Origin of the sequence: Candidatus Borkfalkia ceftriaxoniphila (assembly GCF_004134775.1) — a bacterium.
GTDB lineage: Bacteria > Bacillota > Clostridia > Christensenellales > Borkfalkiaceae > Borkfalkia > Borkfalkia ceftriaxoniphila.
Window position 1 is genome coordinate 1,192,509 of record NZ_SDOZ01000002.1, and the last position, 21,335, is coordinate 1,213,843.

General features: G+C 52.6%; 27 protein-coding genes, 4 tRNA genes and 1 other annotated feature. Of the genes, 23 read left to right on the forward strand and 8 right to left on the reverse strand.

Annotation, left to right across the window (positions count from 1 at the left end; translation table 11 throughout):
* Nucleotide 1 precedes the first annotated feature (1 nt).
* Entirely contained in the window at nucleotides 2-1,246 is a 1,245-nt protein-coding gene (locus tag ESZ91_RS05475; protein ID WP_129224915.1) for an alpha/beta hydrolase family protein, read from the forward strand.
* A gap of 90 nt (nucleotides 1,247-1,336) precedes the next feature.
* On the opposite strand, the gene ESZ91_RS05480 is transcribed toward ESZ91_RS05475, so the two are convergent.
* From ESZ91_RS05480 to ESZ91_RS05495, 4 genes are all read right to left on the reverse strand, one after another.
* A tRNA-Leu gene (locus tag ESZ91_RS05480) sits at nucleotides 1,337-1,423 on the reverse strand.
* An 81-nt stretch (nucleotides 1,424-1,504) separates the two neighbouring features.
* Nucleotides 1,505-1,579: transfer RNA gene (locus ESZ91_RS05485), tRNA-Cys, on the reverse strand.
* Nucleotides 1,580-1,609: 30 nt separating this feature from the next.
* Nucleotides 1,610-1,684, reverse strand: a tRNA-Gly gene (locus ESZ91_RS05490).
* A 29-nt stretch (nucleotides 1,685-1,713) separates the two neighbouring features.
* Nucleotides 1,714-1,789: transfer RNA gene (locus ESZ91_RS05495), tRNA-Val, on the reverse strand.
* 204 nt (nucleotides 1,790-1,993) lie between these two features.
* On the opposite strand from ESZ91_RS05495, the gene ESZ91_RS05500 reads away from it, so the two are divergent.
* Both ESZ91_RS05500 and ESZ91_RS05505 read left to right on the forward strand, forming a co-directional pair.
* Nucleotides 1,994-2,890, forward strand: a complete 897-nt coding sequence (locus ESZ91_RS05500; RefSeq protein ID WP_161971067.1) for a zinc dependent phospholipase C family protein — start codon at nucleotides 1,994-1,996, stop codon at nucleotides 2,888-2,890.
* A 64-nt stretch (nucleotides 2,891-2,954) separates the two neighbouring features.
* Nucleotides 2,955-3,158, forward strand: a complete 204-nt coding sequence (locus ESZ91_RS05505; protein ID WP_129224919.1) for a hypothetical protein — start codon at nucleotides 2,955-2,957, stop codon at nucleotides 3,156-3,158.
* Nucleotides 3,159-3,195: 37 nt separating this feature from the next.
* Here the strand turns inward: ESZ91_RS05505 and ESZ91_RS05510 are convergent, their stop codons facing one another.
* On the reverse strand, nucleotides 3,196-4,371 hold the full coding sequence (locus ESZ91_RS05510) for an FprA family A-type flavoprotein (protein WP_129224921.1): 1,176 nt from the start codon (nucleotides 4,369-4,371) through the stop codon (nucleotides 3,196-3,198).
* A 269-nt stretch (nucleotides 4,372-4,640) separates the two neighbouring features.
* On the opposite strand from ESZ91_RS05510, the gene rpmG reads away from it, so the two are divergent.
* The 8 genes from rpmG (at nucleotide 4,641) to ESZ91_RS05550 (ending at nucleotide 9,179) form a co-directional block, all read left to right on the forward strand.
* The gene (gene rpmG / locus ESZ91_RS05515) at nucleotides 4,641-4,802 is read left to right on the forward strand and encodes a 50S ribosomal protein L33 (RefSeq protein ID WP_129224923.1); all 162 of its coding nucleotides are present in this window, start codon (nucleotides 4,641-4,643) and stop codon (nucleotides 4,800-4,802) included.
* A gap of 54 nt (nucleotides 4,803-4,856) precedes the next feature.
* Complete coding sequence (gene secE / locus ESZ91_RS05520) at nucleotides 4,857-5,090, forward strand: preprotein translocase subunit SecE (protein ID WP_129224925.1); 234 nt, start codon at nucleotides 4,857-4,859, stop codon at nucleotides 5,088-5,090.
* Nucleotides 5,091-5,105: 15 nt separating this feature from the next.
* A complete protein-coding gene (gene nusG, locus ESZ91_RS05525) occupies nucleotides 5,106-5,660 on the forward strand; it encodes a transcription termination/antitermination protein NusG (protein ID WP_129224927.1) in 555 nt (184 codons plus the stop codon).
* Nucleotides 5,661-5,750: 90 nt separating this feature from the next.
* Entirely contained in the window at nucleotides 5,751-6,176 is a 426-nt protein-coding gene (gene rplK, locus ESZ91_RS05530) for a 50S ribosomal protein L11 (protein ID WP_129224929.1), read from the forward strand.
* A gap of 55 nt (nucleotides 6,177-6,231) precedes the next feature.
* Nucleotides 6,232-6,921 carry a 50S ribosomal protein L1 gene (rplA, locus tag ESZ91_RS05535; protein WP_129224931.1) on the forward strand — a complete coding sequence of 230 codons (690 nt, stop codon included), beginning with the start codon at nucleotides 6,232-6,234 and terminating at the stop codon, nucleotides 6,919-6,921.
* A gap of 49 nt (nucleotides 6,922-6,970) precedes the next feature.
* Nucleotides 6,971-7,110, forward strand: a sequence feature (ribosomal protein L10 leader region).
* Between the two features lie 14 nt (nucleotides 7,111-7,124).
* Complete coding sequence (gene rplJ, locus ESZ91_RS05540; protein ID WP_129224933.1) at nucleotides 7,125-7,646, forward strand: 50S ribosomal protein L10; 522 nt, start codon at nucleotides 7,125-7,127, stop codon at nucleotides 7,644-7,646.
* 47 nt (nucleotides 7,647-7,693) lie between these two features.
* A complete protein-coding gene (gene rplL, locus ESZ91_RS05545; RefSeq protein ID WP_129224935.1) occupies nucleotides 7,694-8,065 on the forward strand; it encodes a 50S ribosomal protein L7/L12 in 372 nt (123 codons plus the stop codon).
* Between the two features lie 211 nt (nucleotides 8,066-8,276).
* Entirely contained in the window at nucleotides 8,277-9,179 is a 903-nt protein-coding gene (locus ESZ91_RS05550; RefSeq protein WP_161971068.1) for a peptidylprolyl isomerase, read from the forward strand.
* A gap of 51 nt (nucleotides 9,180-9,230) precedes the next feature.
* On the opposite strand, the gene ESZ91_RS05555 is transcribed toward ESZ91_RS05550, so the two are convergent.
* Both ESZ91_RS05555 and ESZ91_RS05560 read right to left on the reverse strand, forming a co-directional pair.
* On the reverse strand, nucleotides 9,231-9,965 hold the full coding sequence (locus ESZ91_RS05555) for a zinc metallopeptidase (RefSeq protein ID WP_129224940.1): 735 nt from the start codon (nucleotides 9,963-9,965) through the stop codon (nucleotides 9,231-9,233).
* A gap of 65 nt (nucleotides 9,966-10,030) precedes the next feature.
* Complete coding sequence (locus ESZ91_RS05560) at nucleotides 10,031-10,978, reverse strand: hypothetical protein (RefSeq protein ID WP_129224942.1); 948 nt, start codon at nucleotides 10,976-10,978, stop codon at nucleotides 10,031-10,033.
* 89 nt (nucleotides 10,979-11,067) lie between these two features.
* Between ESZ91_RS05560 and ESZ91_RS05565 the strand changes: the two genes are divergently transcribed.
* The 12 genes from ESZ91_RS05565 to ESZ91_RS05620 all read left to right on the forward strand — a co-directional run bounded on the left by ESZ91_RS05565 (nucleotide 11,068) and on the right by ESZ91_RS05620 (nucleotide 20,062).
* Complete coding sequence (locus ESZ91_RS05565; RefSeq protein ID WP_129224944.1) at nucleotides 11,068-11,709, forward strand: hypothetical protein; 642 nt, start codon at nucleotides 11,068-11,070, stop codon at nucleotides 11,707-11,709.
* Between the two features lie 66 nt (nucleotides 11,710-11,775).
* A complete protein-coding gene (locus tag ESZ91_RS05570) occupies nucleotides 11,776-11,997 on the forward strand; it encodes a hypothetical protein (protein ID WP_129224946.1) in 222 nt (73 codons plus the stop codon).
* A 170-nt stretch (nucleotides 11,998-12,167) separates the two neighbouring features.
* Nucleotides 12,168-12,602, forward strand: a complete 435-nt coding sequence (ruvX, locus tag ESZ91_RS05575) for a Holliday junction resolvase RuvX (RefSeq protein WP_129224948.1) — start codon at nucleotides 12,168-12,170, stop codon at nucleotides 12,600-12,602.
* Nucleotides 12,599-13,000, forward strand: coding sequence for a DUF1292 domain-containing protein (locus ESZ91_RS05580; protein ID WP_129224950.1), 402 nt, complete (start codon nucleotides 12,599-12,601; stop codon nucleotides 12,998-13,000). The genes ruvX and ESZ91_RS05580 overlap by 4 nt, the downstream gene beginning before the upstream one ends.
* Before the next feature lie 237 nt (nucleotides 13,001-13,237).
* Complete coding sequence (gene rpsB / locus ESZ91_RS05585; protein ID WP_129224952.1) at nucleotides 13,238-14,017, forward strand: 30S ribosomal protein S2; 780 nt, start codon at nucleotides 13,238-13,240, stop codon at nucleotides 14,015-14,017.
* A 34-nt stretch (nucleotides 14,018-14,051) separates the two neighbouring features.
* Nucleotides 14,052-14,711, forward strand: coding sequence for a translation elongation factor Ts (gene tsf, locus ESZ91_RS05590; protein WP_129224954.1), 660 nt, complete (start codon nucleotides 14,052-14,054; stop codon nucleotides 14,709-14,711).
* 65 nt (nucleotides 14,712-14,776) lie between these two features.
* The gene (gene pyrH / locus ESZ91_RS05595) at nucleotides 14,777-15,502 is read left to right on the forward strand and encodes a UMP kinase (protein WP_129224957.1); all 726 of its coding nucleotides are present in this window, start codon (nucleotides 14,777-14,779) and stop codon (nucleotides 15,500-15,502) included.
* 33 nt (nucleotides 15,503-15,535) lie between these two features.
* Entirely contained in the window at nucleotides 15,536-16,090 is a 555-nt protein-coding gene (frr, locus tag ESZ91_RS05600; RefSeq protein ID WP_129226264.1) for a ribosome recycling factor, read from the forward strand.
* A 10-nt stretch (nucleotides 16,091-16,100) separates the two neighbouring features.
* Nucleotides 16,101-16,799 carry a polyprenyl diphosphate synthase gene (uppS, locus tag ESZ91_RS05605; RefSeq protein WP_129224959.1) on the forward strand — a complete coding sequence of 233 codons (699 nt, stop codon included), beginning with the start codon at nucleotides 16,101-16,103 and terminating at the stop codon, nucleotides 16,797-16,799.
* 4 nt (nucleotides 16,800-16,803) lie between these two features.
* The gene (locus tag ESZ91_RS05610; RefSeq protein WP_129224961.1) at nucleotides 16,804-17,688 is read left to right on the forward strand and encodes a phosphatidate cytidylyltransferase; all 885 of its coding nucleotides are present in this window, start codon (nucleotides 16,804-16,806) and stop codon (nucleotides 17,686-17,688) included.
* A gap of 73 nt (nucleotides 17,689-17,761) precedes the next feature.
* Nucleotides 17,762-18,910, forward strand: a complete 1,149-nt coding sequence (gene dxr / locus ESZ91_RS05615; protein WP_129224963.1) for a 1-deoxy-D-xylulose-5-phosphate reductoisomerase — start codon at nucleotides 17,762-17,764, stop codon at nucleotides 18,908-18,910.
* A gap of 3 nt (nucleotides 18,911-18,913) precedes the next feature.
* Nucleotides 18,914-20,062, forward strand: a complete 1,149-nt coding sequence (locus ESZ91_RS05620) for a M50 family metallopeptidase (protein ID WP_129224965.1) — start codon at nucleotides 18,914-18,916, stop codon at nucleotides 20,060-20,062.
* A 43-nt stretch (nucleotides 20,063-20,105) separates the two neighbouring features.
* Here the strand turns inward: ESZ91_RS05620 and thiT are convergent, their stop codons facing one another.
* Entirely contained in the window at nucleotides 20,106-21,230 is a 1,125-nt protein-coding gene (gene thiT / locus ESZ91_RS05625) for an energy-coupled thiamine transporter ThiT (protein WP_129224967.1), read from the reverse strand.
* Nucleotides 21,231-21,335 lie beyond the last annotated feature (105 nt).

Sequence of the window (21,335 nt, forward strand, 5' to 3'; positions counted from 1 at the left end):
GATGAAAAAATTTTTATGTCTGTTTCTCGTTGTGCTGATCTGCCTTGCGTGTACGGCGTGCGAACATGAGGAGGAGGGAACGATGTTTCCGATCAAGACGGAGATGAAAACGGACGGGCAGTTATATCGCGGGGGCGAGGTCGAATTTCCCGAATCCCTGTGGCAGACGCCCGCGTTCGAACGATATGAGGAACTGGATTACGAAGAACGGAATATCCGTGCCTATTTTTTAGACAGCGTGCAGGATACCAAAGTATTTGCCTTTGTCGGTATTCCGGAAGGGGCGAGCGCGGAAAATAAGGTGCCGGGCATTGTTCTCGTGCACGGCGGCGACGGCACGGCATATTACGAATGGGTCGATTTCTGGGTAAAGCGCGGATACGCCGCCATCGCCATGGATACCGAGGGCAGGATGCCCGAGATCACGAGCCTGATGACGAATAATAACCGTAAAGAGAGCATCAAGGAACACGGACCTTCCAATTCCGCGCTGACGGATATGAATTATCCCGTAGAGCAGCAGTGGGCGTATCATGCGATCGCCTCTGTGATCGTCAGCAATTCTTTTTTGCGGAGTTTCGATTGCGTTGACCGTTCGCACATAGGGATCACGGGCATCTCTTACGGCGCATTTCTTACCTGCCAGACGGTCGCGTATGACGATCGGTTCGTATGCGCGGCTCCCGTTTACGGAAGTCTGGAACAGAAGATAGGGCATTGTACGTTCAGTACTCTCGTGACCGGCCGTGCGGGAGAGATTTGGGATGACGTCGGGATTTTAAAGGAAAATACCACGCCGTTTTTATTCCTGAACGGCAACAAAGATTACTGGTTTTCGGTCGAATCGACGAGTAAGTGCAGGGCTTCCGTGTTGTATGCCGCAATGTCGCTGAAATACGCGTTTGTGCACGGGCAGCCGCAGGGCGCGTTGGAAGTGCCCGAAGTGTACGCCTTTGCCGATTACTTTTGCAAGGGTGGCGACAGTCTGATTTTGATCGACGGGCAGCCAACCTCCGAAAATCAATCCGCGAGGATTAAAATTCCGAAAAATATTTCGGTCGGGGAAGTTATCGGATATTACACCGAAAACGATATTTTGGATATGAATACCGAGTGGAAGTCTGTGGACGGCTCCCAAGACGGAGGAAGATGTTCCGTGCAGATCCCTGCGGGAGCGAAATATTATTATATCAATATACAAGACAGCCGCGGACTGGAAGTTTCCACCGATGTGATCGCCCTGTAATTGCGTTGCAAGCAAAAAATACGATCCCCTTTCAAAATCGAAAGGGGATCGTATCGTCATTGGAACCGAACGGTTCAAACTGTTACGGTCTGGTGCTGGTAATCGGACTTGAACCGATACGGTGTTGCCACCGAGGGATTTTAAGTCCCTTGCGTCTGCCTATTTCGCCATACCAGCATATTATACGGAAAGAATTGAAACGAAAAAGGGACTTTATCAGTCCCTTTTTAATGCCCTGAAAGGGGCCGGCATGCAGTTTGGAGGCGCCACCCGGATTTGAACCGGGGAGTCAGGGTTTTGCAGACCCTTGCCTTACCACTTGGCTATAGCGCCGAACATAAAATAAAAGTGCGGAAGTATCTTTGGAGCGGGAAACGAGATTCGAACCCGCGACATCCACCTTGGCAAGGTGGCGCTCTACCACTGAGCCATTCCCGCATATATGTTTGATATTCCGCACTTTTATATGGTGGAAACTATAGGGCTCGAACCTATGACCCTCTGCTTGTAAGGCAGATGCTCTCCCAGCTGAGCTAAGCTTCCGAACGCTTATATAATATACCAAATCTATATAAAAAATGCAACTATTTTCATCGGTATTTTTAAAATTTTTTTTAAAATTTTTCTGCTCCTTATCAATTTATGCCGCGTGAGAAATTTTTGTGAAATTGCGAAAAACCGCTTTAATTTTGAGAAAAATGCAGTATAATAGGAATGCTGCGGAAATTTCCGCAGGGGAGGGATACTATGCCGTCTTTATATACGCACCAGATTCTGGCGGAAAAAGTAATGGAACTCTTGCCCGAGCGCACGCGGCGGTACGTCACGCGCGAGGGAGAATATTTCCTCGGCGCGCAGGGCGGCGACGTGTTCTATTTATATAAGATGCGCGAGGGGCAGAAAAACCTGGGAAAATACCTGCACCGCAAGAACGTGTATATGGTTTTCTGCAATTTTTTGGAAGCCGCCCGTTCGGGCGACGGGTGCGTCACTTCCTATATCGCGGGTTACATTACTCACTACGCGGGCGACATCGTATTTCATCCTTACGTATATTCTCTATTGAACCGATTGGAATTCGAGGATACGGGCAACTGGAAGGGCAACCGCCACGCCCTGATCGAGAGCGACATGGACAGTTATTTCGTGCGCAAATACAAAGACCTTACCCCGCACGAATATAAATATCCGCTCTCCTATTCGGATATTTCCTGTGAGTCTCTCTTTCGTCTGATGGAAGATTCCACGGGGGAGAGGACCAAGCGCAACGTGCGCATGCACGCTTTCAAGACGGCCGTCAAGCGGTTTATCCGCTATAACCGCTGGCTGCACGACGGCACGGGCGGTAAAAAGAAATTCGTGTACGGCACGGAAAAACTATTCCATATCCCGCACACGCTGTCCTCGCTCATTCACCGCGCCGATTACGACGAGAGTTATTTCAATCTCGAACGCGCGCCCTGGCGCTACCCGAACGACGACTCGCTGGTGTTTACCGACGGCGTGGACGAACTGTTCGACCGCGCCGTGTCCGAGAGCGTACGCCTGATCACCCGCTTTTTCGACTGCCTCGAAAACGGGACGCCGCTCGAATACAACGATTTTTCCAAACACTTTCTCACGGGGCTGGTCATCGGGGGATAAAAATGTCGGCTGCGCTTTGTTTTCCGTTCTTTCCGCGATATACTTATGTCGGGAGGAAAAGATCATGCGCAGACTCTACGATTACAACATGAACCCGATCGGATACGTTTCGGAAAACGCAGACGGCAAACAGACGGCGTACGACACCAACTACCGCGTCCTCGGTTATTATTTTTCCGGGAGCGACAAGACGTACGACAACAATATGCGGCTCGTCGGGAGGGGAGATCTTCTGTCAGCCTTTTACGCGCCGACCGCAAAAAGATGAAAACAGCCGACCGCAAACCGCGGTCGGCTGTTTTTGATTATTGCTGCGCTTCGAGCGCTTGGATCACGTCGCCTGCGATCTTTTCCAGATCTTTTTCCGTCGGTCTGTACGCCTGGCGCACGGGCGGCAGCAACGGCTGCGCCTTGCACTGCGTCAAAGCGTCGTACACCTGCTGGATCGATTGTCCGCCCCAGCCGTAGGAACCGAAAGCGATAAACTTCTTCGCGTTGCCCGTCAGACCTTTGAAATAGGTGAGAAAACTCGCGACGTTGGGCATCATGTTGTTGTTGAGTGTGGGCGAGCCGACCGCAATGTATTTCGCCTGCATCGCCTCCGTTATGACGTCGGAATTGTTTTCGCATTTCAAGTCGCACAGTTTGACTTGGATCCCGCAATCGACGAACGCCGTTTCCAGCGCGTGCGCCATCCGTTCGGTGGAGTGCCACATGGTATCGTAGACGATGACGGCGCGTTCTTCCTGTTCTCCTGCCGTCCAGCGCTGATAGCGGGCGAGGATCTCGGGGATATGCTTTGTCCAGCAGACGCCGTGGCTGGGGCAGATCATGGAAATTTGCAGGGAGGAGACGGCTTCCAGCGCCTTTTTTGTCTGCAGGCCGTAGGGCTGTACGATGTTCGCATAGTATTTTTTCGCCTGTTTCAAAACTTCCGGAAGGTCGCTGTCGGTGTCGAAACGCGTGGAGGAGGCGTAGTGCTGGCCGAACGCGTCGTTGGAAAAGAGAATGTTTTCGGGCGTCATATGGCAGACCATGTTGTCAGGCCAGTGCACCATGGGCGTGGAAACGAAGGCGAATTCGTGTTTGCCGACGGACAGTTTGTCCCCCGTCTTTACGCCGACGACGGGAAGATCGCCGTAATAGCCGCCGAGGTCTTTTTCTCCCGCGGGGGAAACCGCGTAGACTTTCGCGCGGGGCGCATGGCGCAGGATAAAGGGCAGCGCGCCGCTGTGGTCGGGTTCGGCGTGGTTGGATATGATCACGTCGATCTTGTCGGGCTCTATGACGGAGCGGATGCGTTCGAGCATTTCTTCCTGCAGGCAATCCTTGACGGTATCGACGAGCGTGATCTTTTCGTCGAGAATGAGATAGGCGTTGTACGTGGTGCCTTTTTCCGTTTCGTACCCGTGGAAATTGCGCACGTTCCAGTCTATGGCTCCCACCCAGTAAACGTTTTCGGATATTTTCAATGCTTTCATAAAAACCTCCTTGATCCCTGTTTTCGCGTGCATTATATAATATGGATAGAAAATTTTCGTGTTGCATTTGCAACATCGGACTATATTATACACATTTTGCGGAAAGAATGCAAGTCAAAAGGCATATTTCATGCAAAAAAATACGCAAAGGGGCAAAAAAGAGGGACGAACGGACGCAAAAATCATTGACAAGGCAAAAAGAATATGATAAACTCTAAGAACACACCATCGTGAAGAGGTGTGATTTTTTTGTACGGAGTTTTTTAAAAATGGCTGCTATAAACAGAACCAAAGTTACGTTCGAGTGTACCGAATGTAAGCACAGAAATTACGACAATATGAAGAATAAGAAAAACGATCCCGAAAGATTGCAGCTCAAAAAATATTGTCCTTTCTGCAAGAAGCACACCGTTCACAAGGAATCCAAGTAAGGAACGCGTGTTCGGGCGCTTTTGCCCGTTCTCTAAAATTACAAAGAGGTTGAAATGAAAGCGAAATCGGCAGAAAAAAAGCCCAATATTTTCGTCAGAATGGGCAGAAAACTCAAAGAAGTTTTTTCCGAACTGAAAAAAGTTACCTGGCCTACGTTCGGTAAAGTGGTCAAGGCCACGGGCGTCGTTCTCGTCGTCGTGGTGATTTTCCTCGTCATTTTCGGGGCCATCAATTACGGTCTCGGCGAGCTTTTGAAACTGATAACGAGTTTGGGCAGCGGTTCGTAATAAGAGGAGTTGAACATGGACAATTCTCTTGAAAGTCAGGCAAAGTGGTATGTTCTGCATACTTACTCCGGCTACGAGGCGATGGTCAAGGCGAGTCTGGAAAGATTGATCGAAAACAACAATCTCAAAGACAGTATATTCGATCTTCGGATCCCCATGGAACAGACCATCGAAGAGAAAAGCGGCAAAAGAAAGGTCGTGGAGCGCAAACTCCTGCCTTGCTATGTCTTTATAAAAATGATCTATTCGAACCAGGTCTGGTACCTTGTCACCAACACGAGGGGCGTTACGGGTTTTGTCGGCCCGCAGGGCCGTCCTCTTCCCTTAAAGGAAGAAGAAGTGCGCAAAATGCAACTCGAAACGGTGGCGACCAACGTGGATTTCGAGGTGGACGACGACGTCAGCATCGACGCGGGCCCGCTTTCGGGATTTGTGGGCAAGATCAAGGAACTCAACGACACGGCGCAAAAGGCGAAGGTCAACGTCATGATGTTCGGCCGCAACACCGACGTGGAAGTGGAGTACGTCCAGATCCGCAAAATAAATCCCATGGAAATTACGAAAGAGTAAGGGGCGACCCTTTTTTCTTAAAAAGTGGGAGAAGCGCAAATATGTAATCAAGCGGCGCTTTGTTAAAACCACAATATTGGAGGAGATTTTATGGCTAAGAAAATCACTGCGGTAGTCAAATTGCAGCTTCCTGCGGGCAAGGCAACTCCCGGTCCGCCCGTCGGCTCCACGCTCGGACCGCACGGAATCAATATTCCCGGGTTCACCAAGGAATTCAACGCGAAGACGGCCGACCAGGCGGGTCTTATCATCCCCGTGGTCATCACCATTTACCAGGACCGTTCTTTCACGTTTATTCTGAAGACTCCGCCCGTACCCGTACTCATCAAAAAAGCGTGCAAGATCGAAAGCGGCAGCGCGAAACCCAACCGTGACAAGGTAGCAAAACTCACCCGCGCACAGGTGGAAGAGATCGCAAAGTTGAAAATGCCCGATCTGAACGCGACTTCGCTGGAATCGGCGATGAGCATGGTCAAAGGCACGGCGCGCAGCATGGGCGTTACGGTCGAAGAGTAAAAAAGGAGTATGTGGGAGAGTTTATCTCGCGATTACCACAAGGAGGTTTAAGATAATGAAATACGGGAAAAAATATGCCGAAAGTCTGAAGGCATACGATCGTTCCAAATTATACGACGTCGACGAAGCGATGGGGCTCGTAGTCGATACTGCGAAAGCGAAGTTTGACGAGACCGTCGAACTGCACGTCCGTCTCGGCGTCGATCCCCGCCAGGCCGACCAGCAGGTCAGAGGCGTTTTAGTCCTTCCCAACGGCACGGGCAAATCCAAAAAGGTTTTGGTCATCGCCAAAGGCGAAAGGGCGGACGCGGCGGCAGCGGCGGGCGCCGATTATGTAGGCGCGGAAGAAATGGTCGCCAAGATCCAGAGCGAAAACTGGTTCGATTTCGACGTCGTCATCACCACCCCCGACATGATGGGCGTGGTCGGGCGCATCGGTAAGGTCTTGGGCCCGAAAGGACTCATGCCGAACCCGAAATCCGGCACAGTCACCATGGACGTCGCAAAGGCGATCTCCGAAGTCAAAGCAGGTAAAGTGGAATACAGACTGGACAAGACCGCCATCATCCACTGCCCGATCGGCAAAAAGAGTTTCGGCAAGGAAAAACTTTCCGAAAACTTCAACGCGCTGATGGACGCCGTCGTCAAGGCGAAACCCGCCGCGGCGAAAGGCCAGTATATCAAGAGCGTGACCGTCACCAGCACCATGGGACCCGGAATCAAGGTCAATTACGCAAAATTATAAGTTTATCCCCTCGAAAAGATTTGACTTGCCGCTCGTTTTGCGGTATAATCTTTGAGAATCGAATATACCGCAGAAAGCAGGCACCGCAAGGTTTAATCGTAAGGCCCGCCGAGGTACGAGGTTTTTGTTTGCATACAATGTTTGCAAGTCCTTATACCCGCGCGGTATAAGGACTTTTTTAATGCTAACAGGAGGTAAAGACATTGTCATCTAATTTAGAAGCCAAAAAGCAGGTTGTCGAAGAGATCAAAGAAAAGATCCAAAACAGCAAGTCGGTCGTATTTGTCGACTACAAGACGCTTACCGTGGCGGAAGTTTCCGCTCTTCGCAATAAGTTCAGAGAAGCGAACGTCGAATACAAAGTCTATAAAAATACTTTGCTCAGGAAAGCGTTCAACGATCTGGGCGTCACTGCTTTCGACGAGGATCTGAACGGTCCTACCGCTACGGCGTTCTGTCCGGACGAGACCACCGCCGCAAAGATCTTTGCGGAAGCGGTCAAGGCTATGCCGGAAAAGATCATCCCCAAGAGCGCCTATGTAGACGGTGCGTACGTGGGCAAGAGCGGACTGAAAGCGCTTGCGGAAATGCCTTCCAAGGAAGAACTTCTCGCCAAGATGCTCGGTTCCATGCAGGCGCCTATCGCGAATTTCGCGGGCGTTCTGTCCAATATGTTGAGAGGCGTCGTTGTCGCGCTCAACGCCATCGCCGAGAAAAAGGCGTAAAACGTTTCAAAATAATCAATTAATAAATAATTCGGAGGAAATTTAAAATGGCTGATATCGCTAAATTTATCGATGAAATCAAAAATATGACTGTTGTCGAACTCAACGAACTCGTGAAAGCGTTGGAAGAGGAGTTCGGCGTAAGCGCCGCCGCTCCCGTTGCCGTTGCGGCTGCTCCCGCTGCAGCTGCCGCTGCGGAAGTGGAAGAGAAGACCGAGTTCAACGTCGTTCTCAAAGACATCGGCGCGAAGAAGATCGACGTCATCAAGGCTGTCCGCGAGTTCACCTCTTTGGGTCTTGCCGAGGCGAAAGCGCTCGTCGAAGCGCTCGGCACCATCAAAGAAGGCGTCAACAAGGAAGAGGCGGAAAAGATCGTTGCCCGCATGAAAGAAGCCGGCGCGACCGCCGTTGCGGAATAATCTTCAAAACCAGCATAAAAAAGTCGCAAACGCCCGAGGAGATCTCCCCGGGCGTTTGTTTTCGTGTGAGCCGCGTGATAAAATGCGATAAAGTTATTTGCAATTTCGAAATGCTTTGCAAAAGTGCTTGACGATTTTACTTTTTACAGGTAAAATAATATAGACACAAAATCTAAAAACGATAATGCACAAACTATTTTCAGGAGGCTGTATGGCACAGAGTTTAGGCAAAAAAGTTGCCAGAATTTTTTCCGTACTCGTCGCTGCGCTTTTGATTTGCAGCGCGGCGTTTTTGTTCACGGCGTGCGAAACCGATCATCCCAAAATCAAAATGACCATTGAGTTCAACGACAAATCGTACGAACTCACTTATAAACTGTATCGGAACATGTACCCTAAGACCGTGGCGCACTATCTCGAACTCATCGACATGGATTTTTACGACAACACCGTGATCCACGATTACTCCACGTCCTCGTCGGACGGCAAGGGGCAGGGATTCTACGGCGGCGGCTATTATATGCAGGAAGACAACGCCGACCGTATGGCTGAACTCGATTACGAGAAAGCGACGATGACGAACGACTCGGTCACGTTGAAAAATATTTCCGTATGGAAGGATACGGCGCAGAACGAACCCTTAAATACGCTGTACGGAGAATTTTCCGCCAACGGATTCAAGGTCGCAAATAACGGTCTTACGCATAAAAAAGGTTCTCTCGCCACCCATTACAACGCGGTGAGCGACGCCAACGGCAAGAAAGTCGCGGTCAAGAGCAACAAACTCGGCGTAGTGGAGCGCGAATACAAGTACAACAGCACCACGAGCCTGTTCTTTATTTCTTCCTCTTCCAACTCTTCGCTCGACGCGAATTACTGCACGTTCGGCTATCTGGCGGATTCCAAAAACGAGGATAAATTCCAGGAATTGCTGGACGCGATCAAGGATTTCATTGCGGACAAGACGGAAGCGGATTCGGAATACTCCTTTACCGAAGAACAGGATTACGACATCGAAGGCAACGAATATACGGGACAGACGGAAGTGAAATACAACGTTCCCAAAGAAGAGGGCCGCATCACGATCAAGAAAGTGGAAGTCCTCAAATATTAAAAAGAATATAGAAAAACACCCGACTTCGGTCGGGTGTTTTATTTTTCGAAATTATTTGCGGTTGCGCCCCGTGAGCATGATCACGTAAACGAGGAATCTTATAAAGTACAAAAGAGATACCAAAGACGACGCAACGTAAGTCATCGCCGCGGCTGAAAGCACTTTCGAGGCGCCGCGCTTTTCCTCGTCCGTCTGCAATACGCCCGTTTCGGCGAGCATTTTTTTGGCGCGGGAGGAGGCGTTCAGTTCCACGGGCAGGGTGACGAGTGTGAAAATAAAGGACAACCCGTAAGCGCATACGCCCGCAAACACGATGATATTGCCGATGGAAGTGGCGAGGAATATTTCCAGCAACACGCCCAGAAGCACGAGAGGGATCGCCAGCGACGAGCCGATGTTTGTCACGGGTACGAGCACCGAACGCAGTTTGTAGGGGATGTAACCCTCTTCCCGCTGCACCACGTGCCCGACTTCGTGGGCGCAAACCGCGACTGCCGCCACGGAATTGGAGGAATAGGTGCTCTCGGAAAGCGTGATGGTCATGGCGCGCGGATTGAAGTTATCGGTCAGATGCCCTTTCCCCGCCTGTACGGCGACGCCGTATATCCCGTTCTTTTCCAGAAGCATACGGGCCGTGTCGCTGCCCGTCCAATTGGAACTCGTCGGCAGCCTGTCGAACGCGGCAAAGGTGGAATGCACTTTGCTGCTCGCGACGACGGAAATCAGAATACAGGGCAAAACGATGACCGCGCTGATCAGATACATGGTATAGATATCCAGAAACATAATGGTCTCCTTAGGTTCCGTTTGATTCTATTATACCACGCCGCGCGGCTTTTATCAAGAAATTCTCAGCCTTCCACGGGGCAGATGTTCGAGATCAGACCGCCTTGCATCTGCACCTCGAAAAAGCGCACTTCGAAGAGGTTTGCCGAACGCGGATACACCAACCCCGCGGCGTTCTTGCCGGGGTGTTGTAAATCGAACAGTTCGGGCGGCGCCGAAACGCCCGCAAAGGCGCCGAGATAATCCGCCAGTTCCGCCGCACGCGGTTTCAGTGCGTCGCCCAGGTATTGGGAAGGGTCTCCGCGCACGAGCACTTCGTTGAAAAACAATAGGGGAACGAGCGCGGGATTGGTTTCGGCAAGGTCGAACGTTTTTTGCGCGGTCACGGAATATCGGCGCATGACGAACGCGCCGTTCGAAAACGCCCACTCCGTTTCCGCCACGTGTCCGGCGGGATCGTGATAGGCGATCTTCGTTTTAAGGCAGTCGGTAAAGGAATATTCCAGCACGCGGCTCACGAATGTCTTTTCGGGCGTACCCGAAAAGACGATCAGTTCGGTTTCCCCGTCGGCGGGCGCGCTCGCGCAGAAAAAGACTTCCCCGCCCAATTTTTGCGAGGAAAGTTCGCAGTCTTCGAATTCGCGCGGCAGCACGGTCAGCGCGAATTTGTTTTGGCGCTCGACGGAAAGTTTGAGGTCCCCTTCGCTGTACAGCGTCAGTAGCGCATCGTCCATGCGTTCCTGCCGCAAAACTTTCAATTCGCGCGCGCGGGCGGGAAAGGCGGTCACCTGCACGATCGCCCCGCCCTCGAACACGTATACGTCGCAAAAGTCGGGCGGAGCCTTGAAAAAATTCTCGTCCAGCACGCACGATAGCGGATAAAAATCGCCGCTTTCGGGCAGGATCTCCGCGAAAATGCGGTCGGCGGGCGAAAGGTCGGTAAATTTTTCGAAATTTCCGATAAACCCGAGAAAAATTCCGTTGAGTTTGAGCGCTGCGCTCTTCGCGCTCATAAAATATACTCTCATGGTTATAAAAGTATGTATAAGCCTCATTTTTTATGTCAATAATGGGATAAAATCAATTTTAAGGAGGCTTAACGATGGATAAGATCAACGGATACAGCGCGCAGGAAGCCGAAGGGCTGGTCGAATATATTTCCGAAGGGAAAAAGGCGGGCAAGACGCTCACCTCTCTCTTTTCGAGTTACGGCAGCCGCCACGGCCGCGCCTCGGGCAGCGTACGCAATTACTACTACCAACTGTTGAAGACCAAGGACGAAAAGGCGAAGCGCATTCTGCGCGGCAAGGGGCTGAAAGCGGAAAAGATCAAAGAATTTTCCGATCGGGAAACGGACGAAATGCTCAAAAATATTCTTGCAGAACGAAGCAAGGGCGTTTCGGTGCGCCGCGCCATTCAGAAGATCGCGGACGGCGACGACCGCCTGATGCTCCGCTATCAGAACAAGTACCGCAATATGCTCAAAAAGCAGCCCGAACGCATCGAAGAAACGGCGAAAAACATGGGACTGGAAAACGTTGTGGTGCAGAAAAACGGGCAGGGACGGGGCAAAGATTTTCTCGAACGGCGTCTGGAAAAGGAGATCAACGAACTGTACGACCGCCTCGCGCTCTCTTTGAAAAACGAAAACGAACGGCTCAAAGAGACGCTCAGGCAACTCAACGAGGAAAACGAACTCTTGCGCCGCGCCGCGCGCGCGCAGTCGGAAAACAAGCACGCGTAACGGCATAAATTCTTTCATAATGCACATACTCGGCATAGAGCGAAAGCTTATCCGGAGGAAAAACAAATGGAAAAATTTATTGCTGGTCTTGCCCTCGGCATGATCGGCGGCGCGCTGATCGTTGCCAACAGCAACCGCACGCGTTCGCTGGTCAAGAAGGGCCAGGACGAAATGATTTCGAGAGTGGACGCCTACATCGACGAAAAACTCGAAAACATGGAAAACGCGGTCTCCAAGCAGGGCGCGGGCAAAGCGAAATCGGGTGAGAAGAAATCCGATAAGGAATGAGTGTGATGTAAGGCGGCGCGATCAAGCGTCGCCTTACACCATATTTCACCAAAATATTTAAATAAAACTGTGGACGCGCTCGGGGTAATGTGTTATAATGGGTTCGATCGAATGCCCGAAACCGTGCGCATTCGGATTTTTACGCATAAAAATACCTGCGACGAGGAAATATGGAAAAGAGGATCATTGCTTTCGATATCGGAGATAAACGCGTGGGCGTCGCCGTGAGCGATCCGTTCAACACGTTCGCCCTGCCCGCGAGCACTTTTTTCCGTACGAAAAACGCCGAAGAGGATGCGGAAAAACTCGCCGCGCTGGCGCGGGAAAAGGAGGCGGGGCTCATCGTATGCGGACTTCCTTTCAATTTCGACGGCAGCGAATCGGCGCAGACGATCAAGACGAAAAAGTTTGCGCAGCTTTTAGAAGCGCGCACCGAACTTCCCGTCGTGTTCGAGGACGAGCGCTTTACCACCATGGAGGCGGAGCGCGTTTTGATATCGGGCGGCGTGCGGCGCGAAAACCGCAAACAGTCCATCGACAGTATAGCGGCTTCCTATATATTGGAGGGCTATTTGAATAAAAGAAATAAAGGAGCGAACCAATGAGCAAAGACAAACAAATGCACGACGAAGAGTGCGACTGCTGCGAGGAGGACGTCAATATCGTCGATCTCGTGGACGACGAAGGAAAGGTTCATAAATGCTATCACATCGGTACGATCGAGTATAAGAACGGCTGGTATGCCTTCTTTCAGCCCGCCGACGAAGAGGAGGACGACGAGGATTCCGTCACCATTTTGCAGATCGTGGGCGAAGAGGGCGAAGAAGAACTCGTACCCGTCGAGGACGACAAACTTCTGGACGAGGTATTCGAAGAGTTCTGCCGTATCATGGAAGAGGACGAGGACGCGGACGAGGCGGCAAGTCTCGACACCGAATTCGAAGAGGGCTGCGGCTGCGGTTGCGTACATCACGACCACAAGCATCCCAAGGAAGACAAATAAGTTCACCTTTCGGCTTTTGCGCGGCGCAAGACTAAGATTTTGCGCCGCGTTTTTGTAAAAACGGGACAAGTACCGTGAAAATCGCTTGCAATCGGCGGTAGGATATGGTAAAATAATATGGCTAAAAATTCACACCCGCAAAGCCCCGCGCTCCGTTCCCGTAAATTTTTGTTTGCACTACGGGTCAATCGCGCGGATCAAAGGCGTTCCGGGGAGGAATAAACGGAGGAATTCAAAATGGCAGTCATCACAATGAAACAGCTTCTCGAAGCGGGCGTGCACTTCGGTCACCAGACGCGTAAATGGAACCCCAAGATGAAGAAGTACATCTTCGCGGCGAGAAACGACATTCACATCATCGATCTGCAACTTACGGTCGGCCTCATCGAGCAGGCGTATTCGTTCGTCGCGGATTCCGTGAAAGCGGGCAAGAGCGTGCTGTTCGTCGGCACCAAGAAGCAGGCGCAGGAAGCCATCAAGGAAGAGGCGCAGCGCTGCGGTCAGTTCTATATCAATTCCCGCTGGCTCGGCGGCACGCTGACCAACTTCAAGACCATCCGTTCGAGAATCGACCGTCTCAATAAACTCAACAAGATGGAAGAGTCGGGCGAATTCGATCTTCTTCCCAAAAAGGAAGTTCTCGGCCTCAAAAAAGAGATGGAAAAACTGGAAAACAATCTCGGCGGCATCAAGGACATGAAGGGCCTGCCCGGCGTCATGTTCATCGTCGATCCCCATAACGAAGACATCGCGGTGCAGGAAGCGAGAAAACTCAACATTCCCACCGTCGCGATCACCGATACCAACTGCGATCCCGACCTCATCGACTACGTGATCCCCGGTAACGACGACGCGATCCGCGCGGTCAAACTCATCTCTTCGGTCATCGCCAACGCGGTCATCGAGGCGAACCAAGGCGAGACCATGGACGTTGCGCTTGCCGCCGAAAAGGAGGAAGCCGCGCCCGAATCCATCGAAGAAGTCGTGGAAGCGGCTGCTGCCGCGGATGCGGAATAATCGTTAAGAATACGGAATATAGGAGAATAAAGAAATGGCAATCACAGCAAGCGACGTAAACGCGCTGCGTCAGAAGACGGGCGTTGGCATGATGGACTGCAAAAAGGCCTTGACCGAAGCGAACGGCGACATGGACAAGGCAGTGGAGATCCTGCGCGAGAAAGGCATGGCGACCGCGGCGAAAAAAGCGGGACGCATCGCGGCGGAAGGCATCGTCGACAGTTATATCCATATGGGCGGCAAAGTGGGCGTGCTCGTAGAAGTCAACTGCGAGACCGACTTCGTTGCGAGGGGCGACCAGTTCAAAGAGTTGGTGCACGATATCGCCTTGCAGATCGCGGCGGCGAAACCCGAATATATCACCAAGGAAGAAGTTCCCCAGGAAGTTCTGGATAAAGAAAAAGAAATCCTGAAAGTGCAGGCGATGAACGAGGGCAAGCCCGAAGCGATCGCCGAAAAGATGGTGCAGGGCAGGATCAAGAAATATTACGAAGATTTCTGCCTGTTGGAGCAGCCTTTCGTAAAGGATACTTCCAAGACCATCGGCACGCTCATTACCGAGGCGGTCGCCGCCATCGGCGAAAAGATCACGGTGAGACGCTTTGCCCGTTTCGAAATGGGCGAGGGCCTCGAAAAGAAAAAGGACGACCTCGCGGAGGAAGTCGAAAAACAAGTTTCCAAGATGAAAGGTTAACGACCGAAGGCGCACAATTATCGATTTTTGTGTGCCTTTTTTTCCACTAACGGTACGGAGGACTTATGAAAACAGATTTAAAACCCAAGTATAAGAGGATCGTTTTAAAACTTTCGGGCGAGGCGCTCGCGGGAGATAAGGGCTTCGGGCTGGACGAAGAGATCATCGCCGGCGTCGTCGATCAGCTCATCCGCGTACACGATATGGGCGTGGAGATCGGCATCGTCATCGGCGGCGGTAATTTCTGGCGCGGCCGTCAGGGCACCAGCATGGACCGCACCACCGCGGATCACATGGGAATGCTCGCTACCGTCATCAACTCGCTCGCCTTGCAGGACGCGATCGAGCAGAAGGGCGTTCCCACCCGCGTGCAGACCGCGCTCAATATGGTCAGCGTGGCGGAACCCTTTATCCTTCGCAAAGCCCTCAGGCACTTCGAACTGGGCAGGATCGTCATTTTCGCCTGCGGCACGGGCAATCCCTACTGTTCTACCGATACGGGCGCTGCGCTGCGCGCCTGCGAGATCAACGCGGATATCCTGCTTTTAGCCAAGAACGTGGACGGGATCTACGACGACGATCCCAAGACCAACCCCGATGCGAAGAAGATCGACCGCATCACGCATATGGAAGTCATCAATCGCGGACTGAAAGCCATGGACACCACGGCGATCACGATGTGTATGGATAACGACGTGCCCGTTCTGGCGTTCGCGCTCTCCGAAAAGGACGCGATCGTGCGCGCGATCGCTGGCGAACAGACGGGAACGCTCATCACCAACGAAAATTAAAAAAAGGAGAACGACATGACAGACAACGAAAAAGTGGAAGAGATTTTGCTCGTTTTGGAAGAGAGATTGGAAAAAACGTTTTCCGTCCTCAAAGAAAACTATGCCTCCGTGCGGGCGGGCAGGGCCAATCCGCACATTCTTGACAAAGTTCTCGTGGACTATTACGGAACCATGTCGCCTCTCAATCAAGTGGGCAACATTTCCGTATCCGATGCGAAGTGCCTCGTCATCAGCCCGTGGGACGTCAGCCTGTTAAAGGGCATCGAAAAGGCGATCATCGCCTCGAATATCGGCATCAACCCCACCAACGACGGAAAAGTGATCCGCCTCGTTTTCCCCGATCTTACCGAAGAGCGCCGCCGCGAACTCGCCAAGCAAATCAAAGCGATGAGCGAAGAGAGCAAGGTGGCCGCCAGAAATGTCAGACGCGACGCGATGGAAGCCCTCAAAAAACTCAAAAACAATAAAGAGATCTCCGAGGACGAATGCGCGGGCGTCGAAAAAGACGTCGAAAAGACTGTCTCCAAGTGCATCGAGCAGATTGAAAAATGCACGGCGGATAAGGAAAAAGAGATCCTTTCCGTATAGGAAAGACGCTATGAGAAATATCAGACTCCCCGCCCACGTCGCCTTCATCATGGACGGCAACGGCCGCTGGGCGAAAAAGCATTTCCGTCCCCGCGGATACGGGCATAAAATGGGCGTGCAGAACATGATCAAACTGTGTTCGCATGCGTTCAAACTGGGCGTGAAGATCGTCACGGTGTACGCCCTTTCCACCGAAAATCTCTCCCGTCCGCAGGAAGAACTCGACGGGATCTACGATCTTTTCCGTTCGTATTTTCAAAAGCAGAAGGGCAAAATCCAGGAGTTGGGCGTGCGCGTCAACGTGATGGGCGATCTGACGCCTCTCCCCGAGGACGTGCGCGGACTTTTGCTGGAAACTATGCGCGACACCGCGGTCAATGCACCCAACGGACTTTTAAATCTGTGCATCAATTACGGCGCGCGCCAGGAGATCATTCAGGCGGTCAATCATGCCGTGGCGTTCGGGCGTTTCGTGGACGAAAACAGTTTCAAATCGCTGTTGTATTCCGCGGGCATGCCCGATCCCGACCTCATCATCCGAACGGGCGGCGAGGTGCGGCTGAGTAATTTTTTACTCTATCAGGCGGCGTATACCGAGTTGTATTTTTCCAATAAAATGTGGCCTGAATTTTCCAGGCGAGATCTGGAAAAAGCGCTCGTCAATTATTCGCAGCGCGACAGAAGGTTCGGAAACGTAAAAAAGGGTTGATAATATGTTGAAAAGGTTGATTACGGGCATCGTCTATATCGGTATCATCGTGGGTTTTTTCTTTCTGCGCCACGTGCATACCTCCTTGTTCGGTATTCTGGTGTACGCCTTTTCCATCATCGGCACGCTGGAAATGATTCAGGCGTTCGCCCATAAGAGCGCGCAGCCCGACGGCTCGCTCGCCCCGAAAGTGGCGATGACCAACGCACAGAAATCCGCCGTGATGACGTACGCCGTGTTCTTTGCGCCCGCGTATTATACCGTAAATCATCTCTATCCGGGCGAGGGCTACCGCGCCATGCTCGTGCTCTCCTTCGTATTGGGGATCATCCTTTTGTGCCTTCTCGTCGTGGACAGAAAGACCACGCTGGAAGGGGTGGGCGCTTCGCTTTTATGCGGCTTTTATCCCACTGCCATCCTCGCGACCATGCTGCTCACGAACGATCTGGGGCAGGGCTCCACGCTCGCGCTGCTTCTCATTTTTACCATTTCGCCTATTGCGGACAGTTTCGCTTTCGTCGTCGGAAGTCTGGTAAAGGGCAAAAAACTGTGTCCTTCCATCAGTCCGAATAAGACGATCTCGGGCGCGATCGGCGGCGTGGTGTTCGGCACGGGCGGCTGCCTTCTCATTTACTGGCTGTACACGCTCACAACTTCCTACGTCTATGCGGGATTCGGGAATCCCTGGGTGATGTTCACGATCGTCGGCATCATCTGTTCGGTCATGACGGAATTCGGCGATCTGGTGGAAAGCGTATTGAAACGGCGCATCGGCATCAAGGATATGGGCAAAATACTGCCCGGTCACGGCGGCATTTTGGACCGTATCGACGGAACTTTGTTCGCCAGCACATTTATTTATATCGTTTTTGTACTATTTATCCTTTGACGCAAAATAGAATAGAATGTAAGAAAAGATACCTGCTTTCCCGCAGGTATCGCTTTTATACGAAGGAGGGGACATGCGTAAAAAAATAGCCCTGATCGGAAGTACGGGCTCCATCGGCAGACAGGTGATCAACGTCGCGCTGCGTTATCCCGAACGCTTCGAGATCGTGGCGATGGCGGCAAATACCGACGATATCACCTTTTCCCGTCAGATTTCCGCCGTGCGCCCCGCCTTTGCCTGTATGCGCGACGAGAACTCGGCAAAGCGCGTCGAGGCGCCGCGGGGAACGCTCGTAAAAGGGGGCGAGACGGCTTTTTCCGAGGCTTGCGGGTATGCGGGGGCGGACGTCGTTTTTAATGCCGTAACGGGATTTGCGGGCCTGAAAGTCGCGCTCGATGCGATCGCCGCGGGAAAGCGGCTGGCGCTCGCCAATAAGGAATCGCTGGTGGTCGGCGGCGCGCTCGTCATGCCCGCGGCAAAGGCGAAAGGCACGGAGATCGTGCCCGTGGACAGCGAACATTCCGCCATCTGGCAGTGCCTGCATTTCGACCGCGCGGCGAAGTTTTCCAAACTGATCCTGACGGCGAGCGGCGGCGCGCTTCGCGACGTTCCCCTTGAAAAACTGCCCTTCGTCACGGCAAAGGAGGCGCTTTGCCACCCCAACTGGGACATGGGCGCCAAAATTACCATTGACTGCGCCACCATGCTCAACAAAGGGTTCGAAGTCATCGAGGCGATGTGGCTGTACGGCGCGCCTGCGGACAAGATCGACGTGGTGCTGCACCGCGAGAGCGTTGTGCATTCCATGGTCGCTTTCGAGGACGGCGCGGTGCTCGCGCAGATGAGTGCGCCGAGCATGGAACTTCCCATTCAGTTGGCTCTCACCTATCCCGAGCGTCTGTCCTGCGCGCTCCCGACGCCCGATTTCGCAAAACTCGGCGCGCTGCGGTTCGAAACGGTGGACGAGGCGCGATACCCTTGCTTTACCGTCGCCAAAGAGTGCGCGCGCGAGGGGGGCAGCCTTCCCTGCGTTTTGAACGCGGCGGGGGAGATCGCCGTGCGTGCATTCCTCGGCGGACAAATAAAATACACGAAAATTGCGCAAATTTTAGAGGGAACGCTTTTTCGCTTCGCGCGGGAAGAGGTTTCCGATTATGCGCAACTACTCGAAACGGACGAACGGGCGAGGGCGATCGCAAATCAACTTATAGCGGAAGGTTAAATCATGCAATTCAGTTTACTTTCGGCGGCGAGCGTATTTTCCGCCATCGGCTCTGTCGTGGTCGCCGTTCTCATCTTGCTGGTCATGATCACGGTGCACGAATTCGGGCATTACGTGGCGGGCAAAATTTTCAAATTCAAGATCAACGAATTTGCGATCGGGTTCGGGCCCGCGCTCTTCAAACATACGAAAAAGAACGGCGAGATCTTTTCGGTGCGCGCGCTTCCGCTCGGCGGCTACTGCGCGTTCGAGGGAGAGGACGAAGATAAAGATGACCCCGCCGCGTTCAACAATAAAAAGCCGTGGCAGAGGATCATCGTACTGATTTCGGGCGCTCTGATGAACTATATTCTGGCGGTGCTCGTGATCATCGTTTCCTTTTTCGCCTGCGGACAATTGCTTTTGATGACGCTGGAAACGGAGGATTCCTCCTATACGGCTGCGGGAAATTATATCGAGAGCGAATATAAATTTCAGGACCGCGACGTCATCATTGCCTGCGAAGGCAAAAACATTTATCTGACCTCCGATCTGATGGACGCGTTGGAAGGGCTGAAAGACGGAGAACTTGCGAAATTCAAAATTTCCCGTGTGTTCGAGGACGGCCGCAAGATCGTGGAAGTGGAGATCATGATGCGCGCCGACGCGGATTTTTCCGGCATGACGGACACCAATTCGGTGTGGGAATGTATCGGCGTCGCAAAACAGTTGAGCGAGGACGGGGAAACGTATACGTACAAGATGGCGTCGACCGCAGTCAAGGGATTCGGGTTTTTCGAAACTATCGGCCGCGCGTTCACCTATTCCATACGTATTGCGGGCACGCTGTTCCGCGTGCTGGGCGAACTTTTGACGGGTGCACTCGGATTATCCGCGTTCGGCGGGCCGATCACGACCATCCGCATGACTTCAGCCATTGCCACGCTCGGGTGGGTGCAGTTCTTCGAGATCACGGCGCTCATCGGCGTGAATCTCGCGGTGTTCAACCTCTTGCCGATCCCTGCGCTCGACGGTTCCAAAGTCGTGTTCACGATCATCGAGTGGATACGCGGCAAGCCGGTCAACCGCAAAGTGGAGGCGGTCATCCACACGGTGGGATTTTTGTTCCTCATAGGGTTTGCGATCTTAGTGGATATTTTGCAATTGTTTTAGAAAAAACGCCCGACGTTGCGTCGGGCGTTTTTTTAGTTGAATGTTATTTATCCTCTGCGACGGGTTCACCTGCCGCGGGGGCAAGCGTATATCGTTCTATTTCGTGACGGAAAGTGCGCGAAGAGAGGAGCAGCGCGCCCACGACGATGACGATGGCGATATCGGGCAGAACGTAACTCGCCTGATAGATGAAACTGTACAGCGCCACGGGCTGACCTTCGGGGGCAAATTCTCCGAAAGCAAAGATGCCCGAAACGAAGTGCATTGCCAGCCGTCCCACTCCCGCGACGACCGCGCCCAAAGCGAATTTTACTTGGGGATATCGCAAAGAATCGGTGCGCGCGAACATGCCCGCCAGACCGATGGCGGAAAACGCGAGGGGATAGTCGAGCAAAAACTGCGCGGGGTGCAAAATATACGTATCCTGGAACGCCTGTAAAACGCCGTAGATCATACCCGCGAACACGCCTTTTTTGGTGCCGAACATATAAGAATAGAGCATCAGCGGCAACAGGCTCGCGAGCGTAATGGATCCGCCCTGCGGCAGTTTTACGATGCGCAGGTAGGAGAGGGCGAAACTCATGGCGATGCAGACCGCGGCAAAGGCGATGGAACGAGAATCGAATCCTTTTTTATCCTTGCGTCCGAACAGGAAAGCCAGCGCGACGACGGCCGCCAGCAGCACGGCTGCGAGCAGCCACAGGGCGAGCGTGTTCACAGTGCCCGCATCCTCGATGCCGTTATCCGTGACGGGGTCGCCTGTCGAAAAATGAACCATCATGCAGACCAGCGTGGCGATCAGCGCCGCGCCCGTCGCGATTCCCGCGGCAAGAAAGACCGCCTTGTCGCGCCTGAAATACAGGCACACGCCGCTCGCGCCCAGAACGAGGATCAATGCCAGAAGGGGATAAAATAGAATGGGCTTGATTCCGTCTTCCGCAAACGAAAGGGACAGGAACAAAACGCTCAGCGCCGCCACGTAAACGATCGTGACGATCAGGCTGATCTTCGCGCATTTTTTCCGCGTTCCGCCCGACGTCAGAAGCATTATGAGCGCGAAAACGATCACGAGCACCGCGCTCAGCCAGATAGCGATCGTGCGGCAGGCGTTCATCGGCGAGTCGAAACGGAACAAAAACCATTCGGCGCTCAACAAATTGAGTAACATGAGAAACCTCCTTTGTATTCCGCCGACAATATAAAAAGCGCTCCCGAAAAAGGGCGCGCCAAATCATCTCTTTGCTCTTTCGTTCAAGTGTTGCCTTGTCCGATT

What these genes read in the sequence shown, in the direction of transcription:
- ESZ91_RS05475 (WP_129224915.1), top strand. Translation starts at nt 2, where the DNA reads ATGAAAAAATTTTTATGTCTGTTTCTCGTTGTGCTGATCTGCCTTGCG.
- ESZ91_RS05500 (WP_161971067.1), top strand. Translation starts at nt 1,994, where the DNA reads ATGCCGTCTTTATATACGCACCAGATTCTGGCGGAAAAAGTAATGGAA.
- ESZ91_RS05505 (WP_129224919.1), top strand. Translation starts at nt 2,955, where the DNA reads ATGCGCAGACTCTACGATTACAACATGAACCCGATCGGATACGTTTCG.
- ESZ91_RS05510 (WP_129224921.1), bottom strand. Translation starts at nt 4,371, where the DNA reads ATGAAAGCATTGAAAATATCCGAAAACGTTTACTGGGTGGGAGCCATA.
- rpmG (WP_129224923.1), top strand. Translation starts at nt 4,641, where the DNA reads ATGGCTGCTATAAACAGAACCAAAGTTACGTTCGAGTGTACCGAATGT.
- secE (WP_129224925.1), top strand. Translation starts at nt 4,857, where the DNA reads ATGAAAGCGAAATCGGCAGAAAAAAAGCCCAATATTTTCGTCAGAATG.
- nusG (WP_129224927.1), top strand. Translation starts at nt 5,106, where the DNA reads ATGGACAATTCTCTTGAAAGTCAGGCAAAGTGGTATGTTCTGCATACT.
- rplK (WP_129224929.1), top strand. Translation starts at nt 5,751, where the DNA reads ATGGCTAAGAAAATCACTGCGGTAGTCAAATTGCAGCTTCCTGCGGGC.
- rplA (WP_129224931.1), top strand. Translation starts at nt 6,232, where the DNA reads ATGAAATACGGGAAAAAATATGCCGAAAGTCTGAAGGCATACGATCGT.
- rplL (WP_129224935.1), top strand. Translation starts at nt 7,694, where the DNA reads ATGGCTGATATCGCTAAATTTATCGATGAAATCAAAAATATGACTGTT.
- ESZ91_RS05550 (WP_161971068.1), top strand. Translation starts at nt 8,277, where the DNA reads ATGGCACAGAGTTTAGGCAAAAAAGTTGCCAGAATTTTTTCCGTACTC.
- ESZ91_RS05555 (WP_129224940.1), bottom strand. Translation starts at nt 9,965, where the DNA reads ATGTTTCTGGATATCTATACCATGTATCTGATCAGCGCGGTCATCGTT.
- ESZ91_RS05560 (WP_129224942.1), bottom strand. Translation starts at nt 10,978, where the DNA reads ATGAGCGCGAAGAGCGCAGCGCTCAAACTCAACGGAATTTTTCTCGGG.
- ESZ91_RS05565 (WP_129224944.1), top strand. Translation starts at nt 11,068, where the DNA reads ATGGATAAGATCAACGGATACAGCGCGCAGGAAGCCGAAGGGCTGGTC.
- ESZ91_RS05570 (WP_129224946.1), top strand. Translation starts at nt 11,776, where the DNA reads ATGGAAAAATTTATTGCTGGTCTTGCCCTCGGCATGATCGGCGGCGCG.
- ruvX (WP_129224948.1), top strand. Translation starts at nt 12,168, where the DNA reads ATGGAAAAGAGGATCATTGCTTTCGATATCGGAGATAAACGCGTGGGC.
- ESZ91_RS05580 (WP_129224950.1), top strand. Translation starts at nt 12,599, where the DNA reads ATGAGCAAAGACAAACAAATGCACGACGAAGAGTGCGACTGCTGCGAG.
- rpsB (WP_129224952.1), top strand. Translation starts at nt 13,238, where the DNA reads ATGGCAGTCATCACAATGAAACAGCTTCTCGAAGCGGGCGTGCACTTC.
- tsf (WP_129224954.1), top strand. Translation starts at nt 14,052, where the DNA reads ATGGCAATCACAGCAAGCGACGTAAACGCGCTGCGTCAGAAGACGGGC.
- pyrH (WP_129224957.1), top strand. Translation starts at nt 14,777, where the DNA reads ATGAAAACAGATTTAAAACCCAAGTATAAGAGGATCGTTTTAAAACTT.
- uppS (WP_129224959.1), top strand. Translation starts at nt 16,101, where the DNA reads ATGAGAAATATCAGACTCCCCGCCCACGTCGCCTTCATCATGGACGGC.
- ESZ91_RS05610 (WP_129224961.1), top strand. Translation starts at nt 16,804, where the DNA reads ATGTTGAAAAGGTTGATTACGGGCATCGTCTATATCGGTATCATCGTG.
- dxr (WP_129224963.1), top strand. Translation starts at nt 17,762, where the DNA reads ATGCGTAAAAAAATAGCCCTGATCGGAAGTACGGGCTCCATCGGCAGA.
- ESZ91_RS05620 (WP_129224965.1), top strand. Translation starts at nt 18,914, where the DNA reads ATGCAATTCAGTTTACTTTCGGCGGCGAGCGTATTTTCCGCCATCGGC.
- thiT (WP_129224967.1), bottom strand. Translation starts at nt 21,230, where the DNA reads ATGTTACTCAATTTGTTGAGCGCCGAATGGTTTTTGTTCCGTTTCGAC.